This window comes from Alteromonas sp. R7, from assembly GCF_055755235.1.
Genome location: NZ_JBVTQX010000004.1, coordinates 193064 through 210772 on the forward strand (window position 1 = coordinate 193064; position 17709 = coordinate 210772).

Annotated in this window: 13 protein-coding genes; all 13 read left to right on the top strand. The window is 43.9% G+C overall.

Going from position 1 to position 17709, the window contains the following annotated elements; translation table 11 throughout:
* The first annotated feature begins 293 nt into the window (after positions 1-293).
* The 13 genes from AC0J2X_RS08495 (at position 294) to AC0J2X_RS08555 (ending at position 17601) form a co-directional block, all read left to right on the top strand.
* Complete coding sequence (locus tag AC0J2X_RS08495) at positions 294-1025, top strand: SIMPL domain-containing protein (protein ID WP_069944358.1); 732 nt, start codon at positions 294-296, stop codon at positions 1023-1025.
* A gap of 12 nt (positions 1026-1037) precedes the next feature.
* Positions 1038-1493: a GAF domain-containing protein gene (locus tag AC0J2X_RS08500; RefSeq protein ID WP_014949540.1), complete on the top strand. Its 456-nt coding sequence runs from the start codon at positions 1038-1040 to the stop codon at positions 1491-1493.
* A gap of 2 nt (positions 1494-1495) precedes the next feature.
* Positions 1496-1786 (top strand): hypothetical protein, encoded by a 291-nt coding sequence (locus AC0J2X_RS08505; RefSeq protein WP_014949541.1) that lies wholly within the window; start codon positions 1496-1498, stop codon positions 1784-1786.
* Between the two features lie 16 nt (positions 1787-1802).
* A complete protein-coding gene (proQ, locus tag AC0J2X_RS08510; protein WP_014949542.1) occupies positions 1803-2471 on the top strand; it encodes an RNA chaperone ProQ in 669 nt (222 codons plus the stop codon).
* 3 nt (positions 2472-2474) lie between these two features.
* The gene (gene prc, locus AC0J2X_RS08515) at positions 2475-4517 is read left to right on the top strand and encodes a carboxy terminal-processing peptidase (protein ID WP_014949543.1); all 2043 of its coding nucleotides are present in this window, start codon (positions 2475-2477) and stop codon (positions 4515-4517) included.
* An 82-nt stretch (positions 4518-4599) separates the two neighbouring features.
* A complete protein-coding gene (locus AC0J2X_RS08520) occupies positions 4600-5934 on the top strand; it encodes a sodium-dependent transporter (RefSeq protein WP_014949544.1) in 1335 nt (444 codons plus the stop codon).
* A 72-nt stretch (positions 5935-6006) separates the two neighbouring features.
* Positions 6007-7482 (top strand): Na+/H+ antiporter NhaC, encoded by a 1476-nt coding sequence (nhaC, locus tag AC0J2X_RS08525; protein WP_039227711.1) that lies wholly within the window; start codon positions 6007-6009, stop codon positions 7480-7482.
* Between the two features lie 47 nt (positions 7483-7529).
* A complete protein-coding gene (pepN, locus tag AC0J2X_RS08530) occupies positions 7530-10139 on the top strand; it encodes an aminopeptidase N (protein WP_039227709.1) in 2610 nt (869 codons plus the stop codon).
* On the top strand, positions 10126-10368 hold the full coding sequence (locus AC0J2X_RS08535) for a DUF2835 family protein (RefSeq protein ID WP_014949547.1): 243 nt from the start codon (positions 10126-10128) through the stop codon (positions 10366-10368). The genes pepN and AC0J2X_RS08535 overlap by 14 nt, the downstream gene beginning before the upstream one ends.
* Positions 10369-10701: 333 nt before the next feature.
* Complete coding sequence (locus tag AC0J2X_RS08540; RefSeq protein ID WP_014949548.1) at positions 10702-12762, top strand: DUF1302 domain-containing protein; 2061 nt, start codon at positions 10702-10704, stop codon at positions 12760-12762.
* A gap of 11 nt (positions 12763-12773) precedes the next feature.
* On the top strand, positions 12774-14141 hold the full coding sequence (locus AC0J2X_RS08545; protein WP_014949549.1) for a DUF1329 domain-containing protein: 1368 nt from the start codon (positions 12774-12776) through the stop codon (positions 14139-14141).
* Between the two features lie 79 nt (positions 14142-14220).
* A complete protein-coding gene (locus tag AC0J2X_RS08550) occupies positions 14221-15267 on the top strand; it encodes a WD40/YVTN/BNR-like repeat-containing protein (RefSeq protein ID WP_278711869.1) in 1047 nt (348 codons plus the stop codon).
* A gap of 15 nt (positions 15268-15282) precedes the next feature.
* Positions 15283-17601, top strand: coding sequence for an efflux RND transporter permease subunit (locus tag AC0J2X_RS08555; protein WP_239247195.1), 2319 nt, complete (start codon positions 15283-15285; stop codon positions 17599-17601).
* The last annotated feature ends 108 nt before the right edge of the window (positions 17602-17709 follow it).

The window sequence follows — 17709 nt, forward strand, 5'->3', positions numbered from 1 at the left end:
CATAGCGCTTTGATATCAGTCCGCATAGATCATTACCCACTCAGTGAGATTTAAAATCTTCGTAATCACGTCGTGTTACCGCAGGTATAGTGGCACTACATCAAGTTGACTGGTATTACTTATCCATTTTTGGGTCTTGCCTCATAAAAAGCGCATCTCGGCGAAGTTATATCTCTTCTCGTCTTAGTTCAGTGCTAAGATTTCGTTTATTGCGTATATTCATAAACTATTCAGTTTTAAACATTTATCCTTTAGGTAACGTAATTAAAAGGCACCATAAAAAAGGAATCTCTATGAAAATGATCACGCGTACTAATACTTATTCGACAGCTAAAAGTGTAGTTAAAAAAGCATTGTTAGCATCATCATTTATTGCCTTATCTGCACCAATGGTTTTTGCACAGGCCGCACAAGAAGCGGTTATAAATGTGCAAGGCGTAGGAGCGGTAGAAGTGACACCAAACGCTTATTCAGTCACACTCGTTGTTGAAGAAGAAGGTAATACGGTAGGTAAACTGAACACTCAGCTTGATTCGGACCTCCGCTCTATTGTTAAGTTCTTGCTTAATCAAGGTATAGATGAAAAGCACATTCAGAGTATGCAAGTACGCTTACAACCTCGCTATATCAATACGCCTCAAGGCCGTCAGCAAGAAGGTTTCACGTTGTCACGAGATATCACCGTCACATCTACTGACCTTGAAACTTATGACAAAGTATTAGATGGCGTGCTTAAACGAGGTGTTGATCGCATACAACAATTCAACTTTATTTCAGTTGGTGAAGGCGATGCCTATCAAAAAGCACTTATCTCTGCGGTAAAAGACGCAAAGCAACGTGCACAGTTATTAGCAAAAGAATTAGAGATTGAAGTAGGTGAAGTTGTTGCAATCTCAGAATCTGGTGGCAATATGCCGATTCCAGTAATGCGTGCAGAAGCTTTTGCCAAAGACATGTCTATGTCTTTACCTGGCCAAGAGCGCATAGAAGCGCGTGTTAATGTGTCTTTTAACATTGTTCAATAGCAGGAAATTCGTTTGAAAGAACAACAGTACGGTCAGTTAATAAACCAAGCAAAGAGCTTGGTTTCTGGCGAGCACGATCTTATCGCTAACATGGCAAATATAAGTGCGCTGCTTTTCAATAGCCTCGAAGAGGTGAATTGGGCAGGTTTTTACCTTTATAAAGAAGAGCAGTTGGTACTCGGTCCATTCCAGGGGCAACCAGCATGTATTCGCATTCCACTTGGAAAAGGCGTTTGCGGAACGAGTGCAAGTACCAGAACTGTTCAGCGTATAGCAGACGTTCATCAGTTCGAAGGACACATTGCCTGCGATGCTGCGTCAAACTCTGAGATTGTTGTTCCACTAGTGCTAAACGATGTGCTGGTTGGCGTACTTGATATCGACAGCCCTGTTTTTGAACGCTTTACCGAAGAAGACGAAAAAGGGCTCGTTGAAATTGCTCAAATTCTTATGGATTCGCAGAAATAATTATGAAATCCAGTGTTGATATTCACGTTGTTTTATCCACGTATGAGGACATGGAAGACTTTCATGATGACCCAGATGAGGCATCTGAACGTTTAAATTTCATCTTACATGCGGTGTACGACAATGCAGAAGAAGATATTGAAACACAGCGTTTAGAGCAAATTTTGCACTACGCATGGGAATCTTGGCAACAAGATAAGCATTTATTAGAAATAGATGACGACGAATTGCTTGATTGGGTTGACCACACGCTGGCAACTTGGGATGATGCAAGTAACGATGAAATCTCCTGAATAATTTAGAAAGTTAATGGAATCACCAGAGAAGTTTACCAACAGTAAGGAAGTGATAGCTTTCCTTGCAGAGACCTTTCCGAAATGTTTTAGCATTGAAGGCGAGGCCCGCCCACTTAAGATCGGTATTTTTCAAGATCTTGCCACACGTTTAGAAGAAGAGGAACGCGTTAGCAAAACCTTACTTCGTTCTACACTACGACATTACACCAACAGCTGGCGCTATCTTCATAGCATCAAAGAAGGTGCAAACCGTGTAGATTTAGACGGCGTTGAAGGCGATGCAATTGAAAAAGAACACGCTGATCATGCGCAGCAGCAGTTAGAAGAAAGCAAAGCAAAAGCAGCTGAAAAGCGCAAAGCTAAGCTAGCTCAGCAGCCTAAGCGAAAAGATAAACGTCAATTTAATCGTCCAAAAGGTGAAAAATCTGCAAATTCGGACCATGCTGATACTAAGCGCGGAACTAAACCGAAAAATAACAGACCAAACAATACACCACCTGCGAAATTGACAGATAGCGATTTACAGCAAGGTACGCAAGTTACCGTTAAATTAGGTAAAGCACCTATGCCTGCAGTAATTACCGAAGTAGCTAAAGATGGCATTCACGTTCAATTAGACTCAGGCATGGTAGTTAAAGTAAACGCAGACGCTTTACGTTTGGCACGCTCCAAGAGGTCGTAAAATATGAGAGACATCCTTCGAATTTCCATCGCCAGTGCTTTTCTTACCGTTGGGGTAGGAGCAGGCGCAGTTACGTCAACACCAGAGGTAGACGAGCTTCCCATTTTACAACAGGAATCTCAACACAGTGTTGCAGCTAAGCGAGTAAGCGCACTCTTTACCAGGGCGCACTACAAGGAAATTTCGTTGGATGATGCACTCTCAGCTAGAGTTTACCAGCGCTTCATCGATTCATTAGATCACAATAAACAAGTGTTATTGCTGTCTGATGTTGTGGGTTTTGAGAAATACCGCACATTGTTTGATGATGCGCTGAGTAAAGGCAACCTCTCTGTTGCCTATGATATGTATAACGTAAGCGCAAAACGACGCATTGAGCGTTATGAATTTGCACTTGCACTGTTAGAGAAAGGCCCGTTCGACTTTGAAAAAGAAGGCGATAAGTTCTTTTACGACAGAGAAGATGCTGAATGGCCAGCCAATAAAGCTGAGCTGGATGAAATTTGGCGTCAACGCGTTAAATACGACGCGTTAAATCTAATACTTGCAGACAAAACGTGGGAAGAGGCGAAAGAGCTTCTTACCAAACGCTATACACGAGCGATTAAGCGCACTAAGCAAGCAAAGAGCGAAGACGTTTTTCAAACTGCAATGAATGCATTCGCACGTACAATTGAAGCTCACACCAGTTACTTATCTCCGCGTAACGCTGAACGTTTTCAAATGGACATGAACTTGTCGTTCGAAGGTATTGGTGCAGTATTGCAAAGCGAAGATGATTACACGGTAATCAAAAGCGTTGTACCTGGCGGTCCTGCAGACGAGTCTGGCGCAATAAAACCAGAAGATAAAATTGTTGGCGTAGCACAAGACGACGAAGAGTTTGTTGATGTGATTGGTTGGCGATTGGACGAAGTGGTTGAGTTAATTAAAGGCCCGAAAGGAAGTACTGTTCGTCTACAGGTTGAAAAAGGAGCCACGGACGCGAAAACCACGTCGGTCGTTAGCCTTACTCGCGATAAAATTAAGTTAGAAGATCGCGCAGCCAAATCGGAAGTATATGTGCCAGAGACAGGTCCTCACGCGGGTGAACCTCTAGGTGTAATCACCATTCCAAGTTTTTACAACAACCTTAGTATGGATGTTGCTAAAGAAATAGAAAGCTTGAAAGCGCAAAACGTTAAAGGCGTTATCGTAGACTTGCGCGGTAATGGCGGTGGTTCTCTAACCGAAGCAACGTTACTCACTGGCCTATTTATCGAAAAAGGCCCGGTGGTTCAAATTCGATACGGTCAAAGCAAAGTTAGCGTTAACCGTGATACAGATGGCGAAGTGGCTTACGATGGCCCGTTAACCGTATTAGTTGACAGATATAGCGCATCTGCTTCAGAGATTTTTGCGGCAGCGATGCAAGACTACAACCGTGCTCTCATCGTAGGTGAACAAACCTTCGGGAAAGGGACAGTGCAGCAGCATCGCGGTTTAGGTAAAATTTATGACCTTTACGACAACCCATTAGGTAGTGTTCAGTTTACTATCGCCAAGTTCTATCGCATTGACGGCGGCAGCACACAGCATAAAGGCGTTATTCCTGATATTCTTTATCCATCGGCAGTTGAACCAGCTGAATGGGGAGAAAGCCAAGCGGAAAATGCGTTGCCATGGGACAGTATCAATCGCGCTAACTATACGACGTTTGCAGACGGTACTGCTGCGCTTGATGTTTTAACAGCGAAGCACAACAAACGTATTTTACAAGATCCTGAGTTTTCTTATATCCAAGACGACATAAAGGAATATAAGGAAAATAAAGACAAGAACTTCATCTCATTAGTTAAATCTGTACGTGAAGGCGAGAAGAAAGAGGCGGAAGAGAAGTCGCTTGCTCGTGCTAACGAACGTTTACAGCGATTGGGAATGGAAACTGTCACAACATTGGACGACCTACCTGAAGATATGGAAGAATTAGATCCATTCTTGGACGAGGCAGCCAATATTACTTTCGATATGATCGAAACAGGCCGTTACGCTATCACAAGAAATTAAGTGATTAGAAAAAAGGGCTGGTCTAGGGCCAGCCCTTTTTTTGTGTCTATAAATTATTAAAACAATAATAAAGGGAAATAACATGGCTATCAGAGGTGAATTTTCCTCTCGAATAGGGTTCGTGCTAGCAGCGGCAGGCTCGGCAGTAGGACTAGGTAATATTTGGGGCTTTCCTACAAAGGTAGCAAGTAACGGCGGCGCAGCATTTGTTCTCGTATACTTACTGCTGGCTTTTGTACTCGCTTATCCCGTACTTATGGCAGAACTTATAATCGGTCGTAGTTCACGTTCGAATATGGTTGACGCTTTAGGTAAAATATCAGGCAATTTCGTCGGAAGGCTAACGGGCATTTGGGGCTGTGTTACCGTGTCACTTATCCTTGCATTCTACGCTATTGTAGGCGGATGGATGCTGGTTTATTTCGCCGATGCAGCCGTTAGCATGGTGGGATTTACGAGTGCTAGCGACTGGCTACTCACTTCATCAGTTACGCGTAACATTATTTTCTGCTTCTTATTCATGGGCTTAACTGCATTTATCGTTGTCGGTGGTGTAAAGTCAGGCATTGAGAAGTGGTCGGTGCGTTTGATGCCTACATTGGTTATTCTCATTCTTGCACTGATTGTTTATGTGAGCCTACAGCCTGGTGCCGTAGAAGGTTGGTCAGCATATTTAGTACCTGACTTCTCTCGCGTTCTAGACCCAGACTTATTAATTAACGCCATGGGACAAGCCTTTTTCTCAATGTCTTTAGGTGTGGGTACCATGCTGGTTTATGGTTCATACTTAAGTAAAAATGAAAATCTACCAAGCATTGGTGCGTCGGTAGCGCTTGTCGATATCGGTGTTGCGGTTATTGCGGGTATGCTTATTATCCCGGCCATGTACGTTGCATTAAACAACGGCGTTGAAATCTTCACACCTGAAGGCGCGTTAATCCAAGGTGATACGCTGATTTTCAAAGTACTACCAGCACTGTTTGATACCATTGGTAGCGTAGGTCTTTTCGTTGCTTTTACCTTTTTCGCGCTAATGGCGATTGCTGCCGTCACGTCTTCAATTTCAATGTTGGAAGTTCCCGTTGCGTTTATGGTAGAAAGTAAAGGTCTTCAACGTAAAAAGGCCGTGTTATTAATGGCATCGGTCATCTTTGTATTAAGCTGCATCATCATCTTAAATTTTGAAACCTTGTTCGGCTTTGTTATCGCATTAACTACCGAGTATAGCCAACCGTTACTAGGACTCGCCTTGTGTATTTTCGCAGGTTGGGTGTGGCGCAGAGATGCAATACTCGATGAACTTAAACAAGGTGATCAGTTTGCTGAACACAGCATTTTCTGGAAGATTTGGCCTTGGTACGTACGCTTTGTGTGTCCCGTTATCATTGCGCTTATGTTCTACCGCTCAGTCTTCTAAAGCATTCTGGTAAAAAGCGGACAGCACGCTTAACGCGTTACAAATACAATAATAAGGTTTTAAAAAACGACAATGACGAATAAAGAAATAAAAACGCCGTCACTTCTCGATGCAATGCTTCCTATTCTTGCGTTAGTCATAATGATGGGAAGCGCAGTTTATTTGTTTGCCGATAACTCTTCTTACGGTCCAAACCAAATTGCACTTCTTCTAGCGATGGGCTTAGCTGCTATCATTGGAATGAAAAATGGCTACAGCTGGAAAACTATCGAAAAGGGCATTGTAGACGGTATCTCAATGTCTTTAGGTGCCTGCTTAATTCTGTTAGCGGTAGGTTCTCTTATTGGCACATGGATGCTAGCCGGAACCGTGCCTACGCTTATCTATTTCGGTTTAGAGTTGCTTAACCCCTCGTTTTTCTATGCTGCCGCTTGTCTGATTTGTGCGGTTGTTGCAATGAGTATAGGTAGTTCTTGGACTACCGCGGCGACTGTGGGTGTTGCGCTAATGGGCGTTTCTGCAGGCATGGAAATGTCGGCAGCCATAACCGCCGGCGCAGTAGTATCAGGTTCGTACTTTGGCGATAAAATTTCGCCCTTATCTGAAACAACAAACTTAGCGCCTGCCGTTGCGGGCACGGATTTATTTGAGCACATCCGTTACATGCTTTGGACGACGATTCCGAGCTTTGTTATTGCGCTTATTCTATTTACGGTACTGGGCTTTAGTGAAGTGGGTGAGGCCAAAGCAGAACGCATTGAGCAAATGCAACTTTTGTTAAACGAGTCTTTTGACTTAGGTTGGCATTTGTTAATTCCCCTTGTCGTTTTGCTCACTTTAGCGATTAAAAAGATGCCTGCGTTTCCAGCTGTTTTTATCGGCGCTTTGTTAGGTGGCGTCTGGGCAGTTGTATTCCAGTGGGATGTGGTTACTTCTATGGCAAGTGCTGACGACTCGGTGAATGTAGGTGCGTTGAAGGTAGTTTGGACTGCGCTATTCGATGGCGTAAGCTTCTCAACACCTGACGAGAACTTAAATAGCTTGCTTTCTCGTGGTGGCATGTCTTCTATGTTAAATACCATTTGGTTGATCATCTGTGCAATGTCGTTTGGTGCCGTATTAGAGCGTGTTGGCCTATTAAAGCGTGCAGTTTCTGCCATATTAATTGGTGCAAAGTCTGCAGGGGATATGGTGAGCAGAACCATTCTTACTTGTTTTGGTACCAACCTTGTTACTGCAGATCAGTATATTTCAATCGTGATGCCAGGCCGTATGTACAAAGAAGAATTCAAAAAGCGTGGTTTAGACCAATTGAATCTTTCTCGAAGCCTTGAAGACGGCGGCACACTTACGTCTCCACTTATTCCTTGGAACACCTGTGGTGCTTACATGCACAGTGTTTTATTAGTCAATCCATTTGATTACGTATTCTATGCATTCTTCAACGTAATCAACCCGATCCTTGCTGTTATTTATGCGTATTTAGGTATTAAGATTTTACGTATTACGCCACCGCATGTTGAAGTAAACAGCAAAGATACGGTTTAACACAGAGTTCCAATTAAACCCACGTAGGCTTTCTTCCAGGAGGATCTATGTCAGTTCAAGCTAAACGCCGGGCGGATTACCAGCCGCCCGCTTTTTCAATAGCGACAGTTGACCTACATATAACGCTACACCCAACGCAAACCAAAGTTATCAGCACGTTGTCCGTCACTCGTAATGGCGCGCACGATAGTCCATTAGTACTTGATGGCGATAATTTATCGCTAGATTCTATTTCTATTAACGGTACGCACCTATCTGATAATGAATACACGGTAACAGATAGCGCTTTAAGCGTGGTTACTGAACTTGATGAGTTCGTCTTAGAAATTACCAATACCATTGCCCCTGAGCACAACAAAGCGCTGGAAGGCTTGTATTTATCAGGTGGTGCCTATTGTACGCAGTGTGAAGCGGAAGGGTTTCGTCGCATTACGTACTTCATGGACCGCCCGGATGTTTTGTCGGTCTACACAGTGACGGTAGTTGCCGACAAATCAGTACCGATGCTTTTGGCCAATGGCAACCCAGTGGACAAAGGCGAGGTTGACGAAAATACGCATTTTGTTAAATGGCACGATCCACATCCAAAACCTTGCTACCTTTTTGCTCTAGTTGCCGGTGACTTCGATCTACTTACCGATAGCTACACCACCACTAGCGGTAAAGAGGTTGCGCTAGAACTTTATGTTGATAAAGGCAAAAAGTCTCAAGGCATTTTCGCATTAGAATCTCTCAAACGGGCGATGAAGTGGGACGAAGATGTGTTCGGGTTAGAGTACGACTTAGATATCTACATGATTGTTGCCGTCGATTTCTTCAATATGGGAGCGATGGAAAACAAGGGCTTAAATGTATTCAACAGTAAGTTTGTATTAGCCGATCAAAAAAGTGCCACCGACGATGACTTTTTCAATGTTGAGTCGGTTATCGCGCATGAGTACTTCCACAACTGGACCGGCAACCGTGTTACTTGTCGCGATTGGTTCCAGCTAAGCCTTAAAGAGGGGCTTACTGTATTTAGAGACCAACAGTTCAGCGCTGATATGACTTCGGCGTTAAGTAATCGTATAAAGCACGTTCGTGTTATGCGAGAACACCAGTTTGCAGAAGATGCGAGTGCAATGAGTCATCCAATTCGTCCAGAAGAAGTCATTGAAATGAACAACTTCTACACGGTGACGGTTTATGACAAAGGCGCTGAAGTTATTCGCATGTTCCACACATTATTGGGGCCTGACAGCTTCAGACGTGGTATGGACGAGTACTTTAGAAGACACGACGGTCAGGCTGTCACCTGTGATGACTTCATTTCAGCAATGCAGTCTGCTACTGATTTAGATTTAACCCAGTTTACCCGCTGGTATAGTCAATCTGGTACGCCAGTGATTTCTGTCGCACACAGCACTGAGGTCGATGATGATGGCATTGTTAAGCATAGCTTTACATTGTCACAGCACACACCTGCAACCTCCGATCAGAAAGAAAAGCTTCCTCTATATATTCCTGTAAATATCGAGATTATTGATGATGAGGGGAAAAGCTATACAGACAACGAGTCGTTAATTCAAAACGGCATGGTCATTTTAAAAGATGATTCTATGCGTTTTACTGTAGAAGCCAAAACTACTAATTTAACACCTGTAGTATTGGGTAACTTCTCAGCGCCAGCGAAAGTAGAAAACCCATTGGGGACAGAGTCTTTACTTACTATATTTAAGCATGCGAAGGATCCATTTAATCGTTGGGATGCAATGCAAACATTGTATGACCGCTGTGTGAAGCAATTAGAGGAATCGCCGGGGTCTGGTATCAGTAATGAAATCTGGAACGGTATCAAGCAAGCGATTGCCCAAGAGCAGAACAACCTTGAATTGCTGAGTGAATGTTTAGTCATACCTTCGTTTGAGACACTGTGCCAAAGCCGAAGTAATATAAACGTTTCCGCACTTTCGAAAGCGAGAAAAGCGTTCTGCGACCAGTTTGCTCGCGCACTCGAAAAAGAGCTAAAACAAGTCTTCGAAAATATCGAGAAAAGCGCGTATTGCTACACGCAAGAAGCGGTGAATCAACGTCGCTGCAAAAATGTCGTGCTTGCACACTTAGCGCGGTTACCCCAACACGAGCATATTGTGGTTTCTCAGTTTGAAACCGCTGATAATATGACAGATACGCTAGGCGCGTTGAGAAGCGCACAACACTGTAGCGCCACCACTTTCGACAGTTTGATGGCTCAGTTTGAGGAATCGTGGAATCATGACCCGCTTGTTTTGGACAAATGGTTCGCACTCCACGCTACACAAAATCGAGACGATATCTTTGCGACTATCACAATGTTATGTGAGCACCCTCAGTTCGCAATGAGTAACCCGAACCGTGTTCGTTCTGTTATTGGTAGCTTCGCTTTCTATAACAGCGAAAGGTTTCATGCACTCGATGGCAGTGGATATAAATTTGTAACCGACTACTTACTTAAGCTCGATGCGGTCAACCCACAGGTTGCCGCCCGTATTGTAACGCCACTGACGCAATGGCAGGGCTTTGCAAGCGAGCATCAGGTTCATATGAAGCAACAGCTTGGCCGTTTGCTTAATCACAAAGGTTTAAGTAAAGATTTGTTTGAGAAAGTAAGTAAAAGCCTTGCTTATGACAAGCATTAGCCAAACTGACTCGGTTTTTTACTTTTCAATAAATGCACCTTACAAGCAATGTGAGGTGCTTTATATTCCATCTATGCCAGATGTGGTCATGGTCAGTGAATCAGGCCTAAGCGTCCAAGTACCGACCAACCGGCTCAGGCAATTTGTTACGTCTGATGGTATTAAAGGTCGTTTTAGGATGATTATTGATGCCAACAAAAAAATAAAATCCTTCGAAAGGCTCGCATAGAGCCTTTTTTGTACGCGACGAATTACTCTCTTGTATACGAGTTTTCAACACTCCCATACGTAACACTTATGCGTTTTCTTTTGTCATTGAGCGTTCCAAAATACTTAACGCAACAGTTTTGCAATATTTCTGTACATTTTTCCTGCAAGTTTATAAATGCCTTTTATACTCACAATAAAGCAATAACTATTTGATACGACTAATGTTGTAAATTTTGTTAACTGGTAGGATTAGTTCTTGCGGTTATGGCAAAATGATGTAATGATTTTGTTAATCGTTATGGTTGGTCATGATGTCACGTATTAAGTCACATCGACTTGGGAGTATAAAAATATGAAAAACGGGCCTAGCGCTTTTAAGATATCACCGGTAGCAGCGGGAGTTCTCTCACTGCTAGGTGCTGCTGCAGTACCTGCACACGCTGCGAATTGGCAAGTGGGTGATGTAAGTATTTCTTTAGATTCAACATTTACATTAGCTACAAGTATTCGAACAGAGGCAAGAGATTACGACCTTATAGGTAACAGTAACCATCCTCAATTCGACTGGAGCGGTTATCACGCAGCTTTCAATCCTTTATACCCAAGTGGCGACGTGTGGGGTTTAGCAGATGGCGGTTATTCCACCAATGGTGACCTTGGTAACCTTGCACACGATCCAGGTGACGCGTTTGCAACGCAAATTTCAGGTACTCATGAATTAGATATCAATTTTGGCGACTATGGTTTCTTCGCCCGTGGTTTCTGGTTCTACGACTTTGAGCAAATGGACGGCGACCGTCCATACTCTAACCCAATAACGGGTAACCAATACGACTTGTGTCAAGACCCTGAAGCAGAAGACCTACTGTGTACCGATGTACGTCTTTACGACGCATTCTTCTATGGCGACTGGTGGATTGGCGACAAACCACTTACGCTTCGTGTAGGCCGTCAGGTGATCAGTTGGGGTGAAAGTACATTCATCCAGCACGGTATTAACACAACGAACCCTGTTGATGTAACACGAGCTCGTGCTCCAGGTGCAGAACTTAAAGAAGTATTCCTTCCAGTAGGGATGGTGTACGCGTCTTTAGGTTTGACTGACACAGTGAGTATTTCTGGTTATTACCAGTACGAATGGCAGCGCAGCTGGCTTCCAGTTTCTGGCAGCTACTTCGCGGGCAACGACTTTGCAGGTGAGGGCGGTCAACGCCAAAATATCCAGCTTGGTTTCAGTGGTAACCCAGACATCGACTTAGATCACCTTCTCACTGCGTTAAACGGATATGGCGATTTGCTTCGCTCTGGCGCTAATCCAGCTGACATTTCGCAAGCATACCTTGCTTATCCAACCAAAGTGGCTATCCGCGGTTTTTCTGACGAAGCGCACAATGACGCGGACGATCAGGGTCAATACGGTTTACGCTTGACGTGGTTTGCTGAGAATTTGAATGAAACAGAGTTTAGTTTCTATCACATCAATTACCACAGCCAACGCCCGCTTATTTCAGGTAAGACATCCGATTTTACTGCTGAAGGAATTGGCGCTGATCTCGCGTTCCTAGCGTCTAATACCGTTACTCGCGACAACATCACTGAACTGGGTGCATTTACACAGTCAGAGTTCTTCTACCCAGAAGATATCAAACTTTATGGTATGAGCTTTAACACTAACATCGGTACTACGGCTCTTGCGGGTGAATTTGCTTACCGTGTAGATGAGCCGCTTCAAATCGATGATGTTGAATTGCTTTACATGGGTATGCCAGAGCAGCTAGCGAATGCTGGGCTACGTCCAGATTTAGAAGGTATTTCACAGCTAAACAATATCGGAAGAGCAGTAGGCCCAGGCGAAACAGCGGAAGGTTATCTATTCTCTGATACATGGCAAATGCAGTTTACTGCCTCACACGTGTTTGGCCCTAAATTTGGCTCTGACAACTTCGTACTGTTAGGCGAAGTAGGTTATGTGAACGTTGTAGATATGCCAGATCCGAACGTTATTCGCTTAAATGCGCCTGGTACAGCACGTACGCCGTCACTAGAGCCTATCAACGGCAATAGTCGTGAAGGTTTACACCAAGCGCTATCAGACGGACCAGAGACTAACCCGTTTGCTACTGACGATGCGTGGGGTTACCGCTTACTTGCTGTCGCTGATTACAACGACGTCATGGCCGGAATTAACTTACGTGCTCGTGCAACATTCTCTCACGATGTAGAGGGTACAACACCAGACCCTCTATTCCTTTTCACAGAAGATGTTAAGTCTGCTGCAATTTCATTGACGTTCGACTACCTAAGCAAGTGGTCAGCAACAGCGTCGTACAGCGCTTTCTGGGGCGGTATTGGTACTACTAATGCGCTATCAGACAGAGACTTCGTTTCATTTAACATCAAATATGCAATCTAAGAGTGGTATTTATGATTAGAAAAGTAGGAATTATCGCTGCGGCTTTATCACTTGCTCTGTCAGGTGCAAGCGCGATGGCAAAGGTGTCTGACGCAGATGCCAATAAACTAGGTAACGAATTGACGCCACTGGGCGCTATGAAAGCAGGTAATGCAGACGGCAGTATCCCAGCGTGGACTGGCGGTATTACTTCAGCACCAGCGGGCTACACAGTGGGTGATCACCATCCAGACCCGTACCCTGAAGATAAAGTGCTATTTGAAATCACGGCACAAAACTACAAAGAATATGCGGACTTTCTATCTGAAGGTCAGAAAAAGCTTTTCGAAGCTTACCCTGAAACCTTCCGTATGCCGGTTTACCCAACGCGTCGTTCTGCGTCTAATCCACAGGCTATCTACGACGCAACTAAGGTAAATGCAACTAGCGCGGAGCTACTAGACGGCGGTAACGGAATTAAAGGGGCTGTTCTCGGTATTCCGTTCCCAATTCCACAAAATGGTCTTGAAGCTATTTGGAACCATATACTTCGCTATCGCGGTGAAGCGGTTCAGCGTAATGGTGGTCAAGCTGCAGTAACAACTGGTGGTGATTACAACGTAATCGGTTTCGATGAGCAGTTATTAATTAAGTACGCAGAAGAAGGTGCTACACCAGAAAAGCTTACTGACGAAAACGTACTTTTCATGTTTAAACAAAAAGTAACAAAGCCTGCTCGTTTGGCGGGTACAGCACTGCTTGTACATGAAACAGTTGACCAAGTAAAAGAGCCGCGTAAAGCATGGACCTACAACACGGGTCAGCGCCGTGTACGTCTAGCACCAAACATTGCTTATGATACACCTGGAACTGCAGCTGATGGCCTTCGTACTACCGATGACTTTGATATGTTTAACGGCTCACCAAACCGTTACAACTGGAAGTTAGTGGGTAAGAAAGAAATGTTCGTTGCATACAACAACTATGCACTTCATTCAGATAATGCGAAGTACGATGACATCTTAAAGCCAAACCACGTTAATCCAGACCTAACACGTTGGGAAAAACACCGCGTTTGGGAAGTAGAAGCCACATTAAAAGACGGTTTCCGTCATATTTATCAAAAGCGTGTATTCTTCATTGATGAAGATAGCTGGCAAATTCAAGTTGCTGATATGTATGATAATCGTGGCGAACTTTATCGTGTTGGTGTAGCGTATGGTGTGAACTATTATGAAGTACCTACTCAGTGGTCTACGCTGGATGTGTACCATGACTTGAACTCTCGTCGTTACCTGGCCATTGGCCTCGATAACGAAGAAGAGATGTACGACTTCACCGTACGCCCACGAGATGTGGAATTCACACCTCAGGCGTTACGACGAGAAGGTATGCGCTAATCGCCTTAAACAACAAACGGTTGGCAATTGCCAGCCGTTTTTGTATGCAGACAATTATAAATAGGGGGAATGGTTAATTATGAAAAAAACCATTGCAGCGTGCATTGCCGCCACTTTCGCAGTTAATTACTCTACAACTGCAATCGCCGAAGAAGCATTCATGGCACCATTGGTTGAGCAATCGGTTCTTTTGGACATAGACGCTGATACATTTGTCGTTATTGTCGGTGAACGCGGTCACGTGTTAGTTTCAGAGGATGGTGAGGCATTTACTCAAAAAGCCGTACCAACACAATCAACGCTTACAGCGACAACTGTTGTAGGCGACAATATTTGGGCAGTGGGCCACGACGCTGTCATTCTTCATTCTTCAGATAAAGGCGAAACGTGGGGAATTCAAAATTTCCAACCTGACCTTCAGCGCCCATTTCTAGACGTATTATTCTTCAATGAAAAGCAGGGTATTGCTACAGGTGCCTATGGCTTGTTCTATCGAACCTTAGACGGTGGAAAAACGTGGACGGCAGAACGTCATGCCAGTCTGCTTGACCCAATGGATCAAGAATACCTTGAAGATATTCGAAAAGAAGATGAAGACTTCTATCAGCAAGAACTTGAATCTATTTTACCCCACTTAAACAGAATTACCCTTGATGGTGATACGCTTTACCTAGCAGGCGAAGCCGGCCTGCTAGCCAAAAGTACTAATATGGGAGAATCGTGGCAACGGTATTACGTCGACTATACAGGATCGTTTTTCGATATTAAGCCGCTTGATGAAAATACCGTTCTAGCGGTTGGCCTTCGCGGAAATATATTTGTTAACAGAAACGAAGGTGAGTGGGAATACGTACAAACTTGCTCAACCAGCACACTAAATTCAATTCTAATTGGTTCTGAATCGAAGGTTTATGCTTTGGGTAACAATGGGATGATGGTAAGCGCACAGCGACCTTTACCCACCAGTATGCGAGACCCCTATGCAAACCTTTCAGATTGCGAAGCTGATGAAGGCATTGTCGTTTCACAGATTAAAGACAAAGCCGCGCTTCTTAATGCAACACAGTTTAATGGTAAGAATATTGCCGTTACTGCGAATGGCATTAAAACGTTGAATTTAAAATAGGGCAGTATAAAAACAATGACCCATTTTCTTGAAAAATTAGTATTCGGAAACCGTAAAATTGTCGTAGCCTTGTTTGCTATAGCCACAGTTTTCCTTGGTTACCAAGCTTCACAAATGCGCTTAGACGCAGGTTTTGAAAAGAACATACCGCTAAATCACGAATACATGAAAACGTACATTGAGCACCGCCAAGATTTTGGTGGCGCTAACAATATATTAGTTTCTGTGTGTGATAAAAACGATAACATCTACAATCAAAACTTCTTCGATACACTAAAGAATGTTCACGACCAACTCTTCTTTATTAATGGGGTGAACCGTTCGTTAGTTATTTCGCTTTTCTCTCCTTCAACCCGCTTTACTGAAATAGTGGAAGGCGGCTTTGCAGGCGGGCCAGTCATTCCTGCCGACTTTAATTCTGCGAGCCCAGAAGCATTAGAGTTGGTGGCAGCTAACGTAGAAAAGGCAAACATTGTCGGAAGACAAGTATCCAGTGATTACAGCTGCGCAATGGTAACAGCGCAATTGCTCGATATTGACCCGCAAACTGGCGAACCTCTCAATACATTGGCATTAGCGGCAGAACTTGAAGAGCAGCTTCGCGGTCAATATGAAAACGAAAATACGTCTATTCATATAATTGGCTTTGCGAAAATGATTGGCGATGTGGCCGACGGTGCAAAAGACGTTTTGATCTTTTTCGCCATTGCTATCGCGATTACTGCCGTAATGGTGTATTTCTTCTCGCGCAGCATCATGCTTACGTTATTGCCATTAGTATGCTCAATCATTGCCGTTATCTGGCAGCTAGGACTGCTTACTTCAATTGGCTTTGGTATGGACCCTATGTCAATACTGGTGCCATTTTTAGTATTTGCCATTGGTGTGAGCCACGGCGTACAAATGATTAACGCGGTAGAAAAACAAGCAGTAACCGGTATTGGTGCTAAACGGGCATCTATGGCGGCATTCAGAAACTTGTTGGTTCCAGGCGGAATTGCATTGTTATCTGATACGGTTGGCTTTATGACGTTATTGGTAATCGATATCGGCATTATTCGCGAATTGGCGATTACAGCAAGTATGGGTGTAGCGGTAATCATTCTTACCAACTTGTTGCTGCTGCCTGTGCTGATGAGCTTCTTAAAACTTGACCAGAAATATGTCGAAAAATTCGCGGGTAAAGAAAACGCTAATTCGAAATTCTGGGAAGTCATTGCAGCTTGTTCACGTAAAAAGCCTGCGGCAATAATTCTTATCGTTACTGCTATCCTATTCGTGTTTGGTCATTTCCAAGCTCAGAATATGAAGATAGGGGACCTACATGCGGGGGCACCTGCGCTTCATGAAACGTCACGCTACAATCAGGACACTTTCCTGATTACCGATAAGTACGAAGTAACGGTAGATTACATTTCTATTTTGGTTGAAACCACACCAGAAGCTTGTACGTCACACAGCGTGATGAAGGCCATGGACGATTTCCAGTGGAAAATGGAAAATGTTCAAGGCGTTCAATCGGCGGTTTCGTTGGCATCTGTTGCCAAAATTGTTAACGCAGGTTACAACGAAGGCAACGTTAAGTGGCAGGTACTCCCTCGTAACCAGCAAACATTGGTGCAGGCAATTTCTCGCGTTCCAACGTCGTCTGGTTTACTTAACGGCGATTGCTCGGTCATGCCAATTATTCTGTTTATGGAAGACCACAAAGCAGAAACGATCTCTCGTGTCGTTGAAGCGGTAAAAGCGTATCGCGATGAATATCAAACCGATGATATGAAGTTCAGTCTTGCTTCTGGTCCTGTCGGCGTGATGGCCGCAACTAATGAAGCGGTGAGTGCAGCGCAAGACCCTATGATGCTTTATGTATTTGGCGCCGTTATTGCGTTGTGTCTAATTAGCTTCCGCTCGGTGCGTGCTACGTTAGTTGTTGTTATTCCGCTGTATGTGGTGTCTGTACTGGCGCAAGCCTTAATGACATACCTTCAAATTGGCCTCACCGTTTCTACATTACCAGTTATCGCACTTGGCGTGGGTATAGGTGTGGACTATGGTATTTATATACTCTCTACCAAGAGCTTGATGCTGAAGAAAGGCGCTACCGTTCAAGAAGCGTATTTCGCTGCCTTAAAAGAACGTGGAAGTGCTGTGCTATTTACCGGTATTACGCTGGCAATAGGTGTGAGCACATGGGTGTTCTCTTCGCTTAAGTTCCAAATGGATATGGGCATTTTGCTTACATTTATGTTCGTCGTGAACATGCTTGGAGCAATAATTGTACTGCCTGCACTAGCAAGATTCCTATGGTGGAACAAGAATGACCCTGATGCATAAAATATTTTTGCATAGCTAAGCATTAAAAAGGGCCTTTAGGCCCTTTTTTTTGGGTGTTTTCTGCATACTTATCTATGCTGTTAATATAAGGTTAAAAATGGGCTTTCA

Excerpts from the sequence above, each read along its gene's own strand:
- AC0J2X_RS08495 (WP_069944358.1), top strand. The coding sequence starts at position 294 with ATGAAAATGATCACGCGTACTAATACTTATTCGACAGCTAAAAGTGTA.
- AC0J2X_RS08505 (WP_014949541.1), top strand. The coding sequence starts at position 1,496 with ATGAAATCCAGTGTTGATATTCACGTTGTTTTATCCACGTATGAGGAC.
- proQ (WP_014949542.1), top strand. The coding sequence starts at position 1,803 with ATGGAATCACCAGAGAAGTTTACCAACAGTAAGGAAGTGATAGCTTTC.
- prc (WP_014949543.1), top strand. The coding sequence starts at position 2,475 with ATGAGAGACATCCTTCGAATTTCCATCGCCAGTGCTTTTCTTACCGTT.
- AC0J2X_RS08520 (WP_014949544.1), top strand. The coding sequence starts at position 4,600 with ATGGCTATCAGAGGTGAATTTTCCTCTCGAATAGGGTTCGTGCTAGCA.
- nhaC (WP_039227711.1), top strand. The coding sequence starts at position 6,007 with ATGACGAATAAAGAAATAAAAACGCCGTCACTTCTCGATGCAATGCTT.
- pepN (WP_039227709.1), top strand. The coding sequence starts at position 7,530 with ATGTCAGTTCAAGCTAAACGCCGGGCGGATTACCAGCCGCCCGCTTTT.
- AC0J2X_RS08535 (WP_014949547.1), top strand. The coding sequence starts at position 10,126 with ATGACAAGCATTAGCCAAACTGACTCGGTTTTTTACTTTTCAATAAAT.
- AC0J2X_RS08540 (WP_014949548.1), top strand. The coding sequence starts at position 10,702 with ATGAAAAACGGGCCTAGCGCTTTTAAGATATCACCGGTAGCAGCGGGA.
- AC0J2X_RS08545 (WP_014949549.1), top strand. The coding sequence starts at position 12,774 with ATGATTAGAAAAGTAGGAATTATCGCTGCGGCTTTATCACTTGCTCTG.
- AC0J2X_RS08550 (WP_278711869.1), top strand. The coding sequence starts at position 14,221 with ATGAAAAAAACCATTGCAGCGTGCATTGCCGCCACTTTCGCAGTTAAT.
- AC0J2X_RS08555 (WP_239247195.1), top strand. The coding sequence starts at position 15,283 with ATGACCCATTTTCTTGAAAAATTAGTATTCGGAAACCGTAAAATTGTC.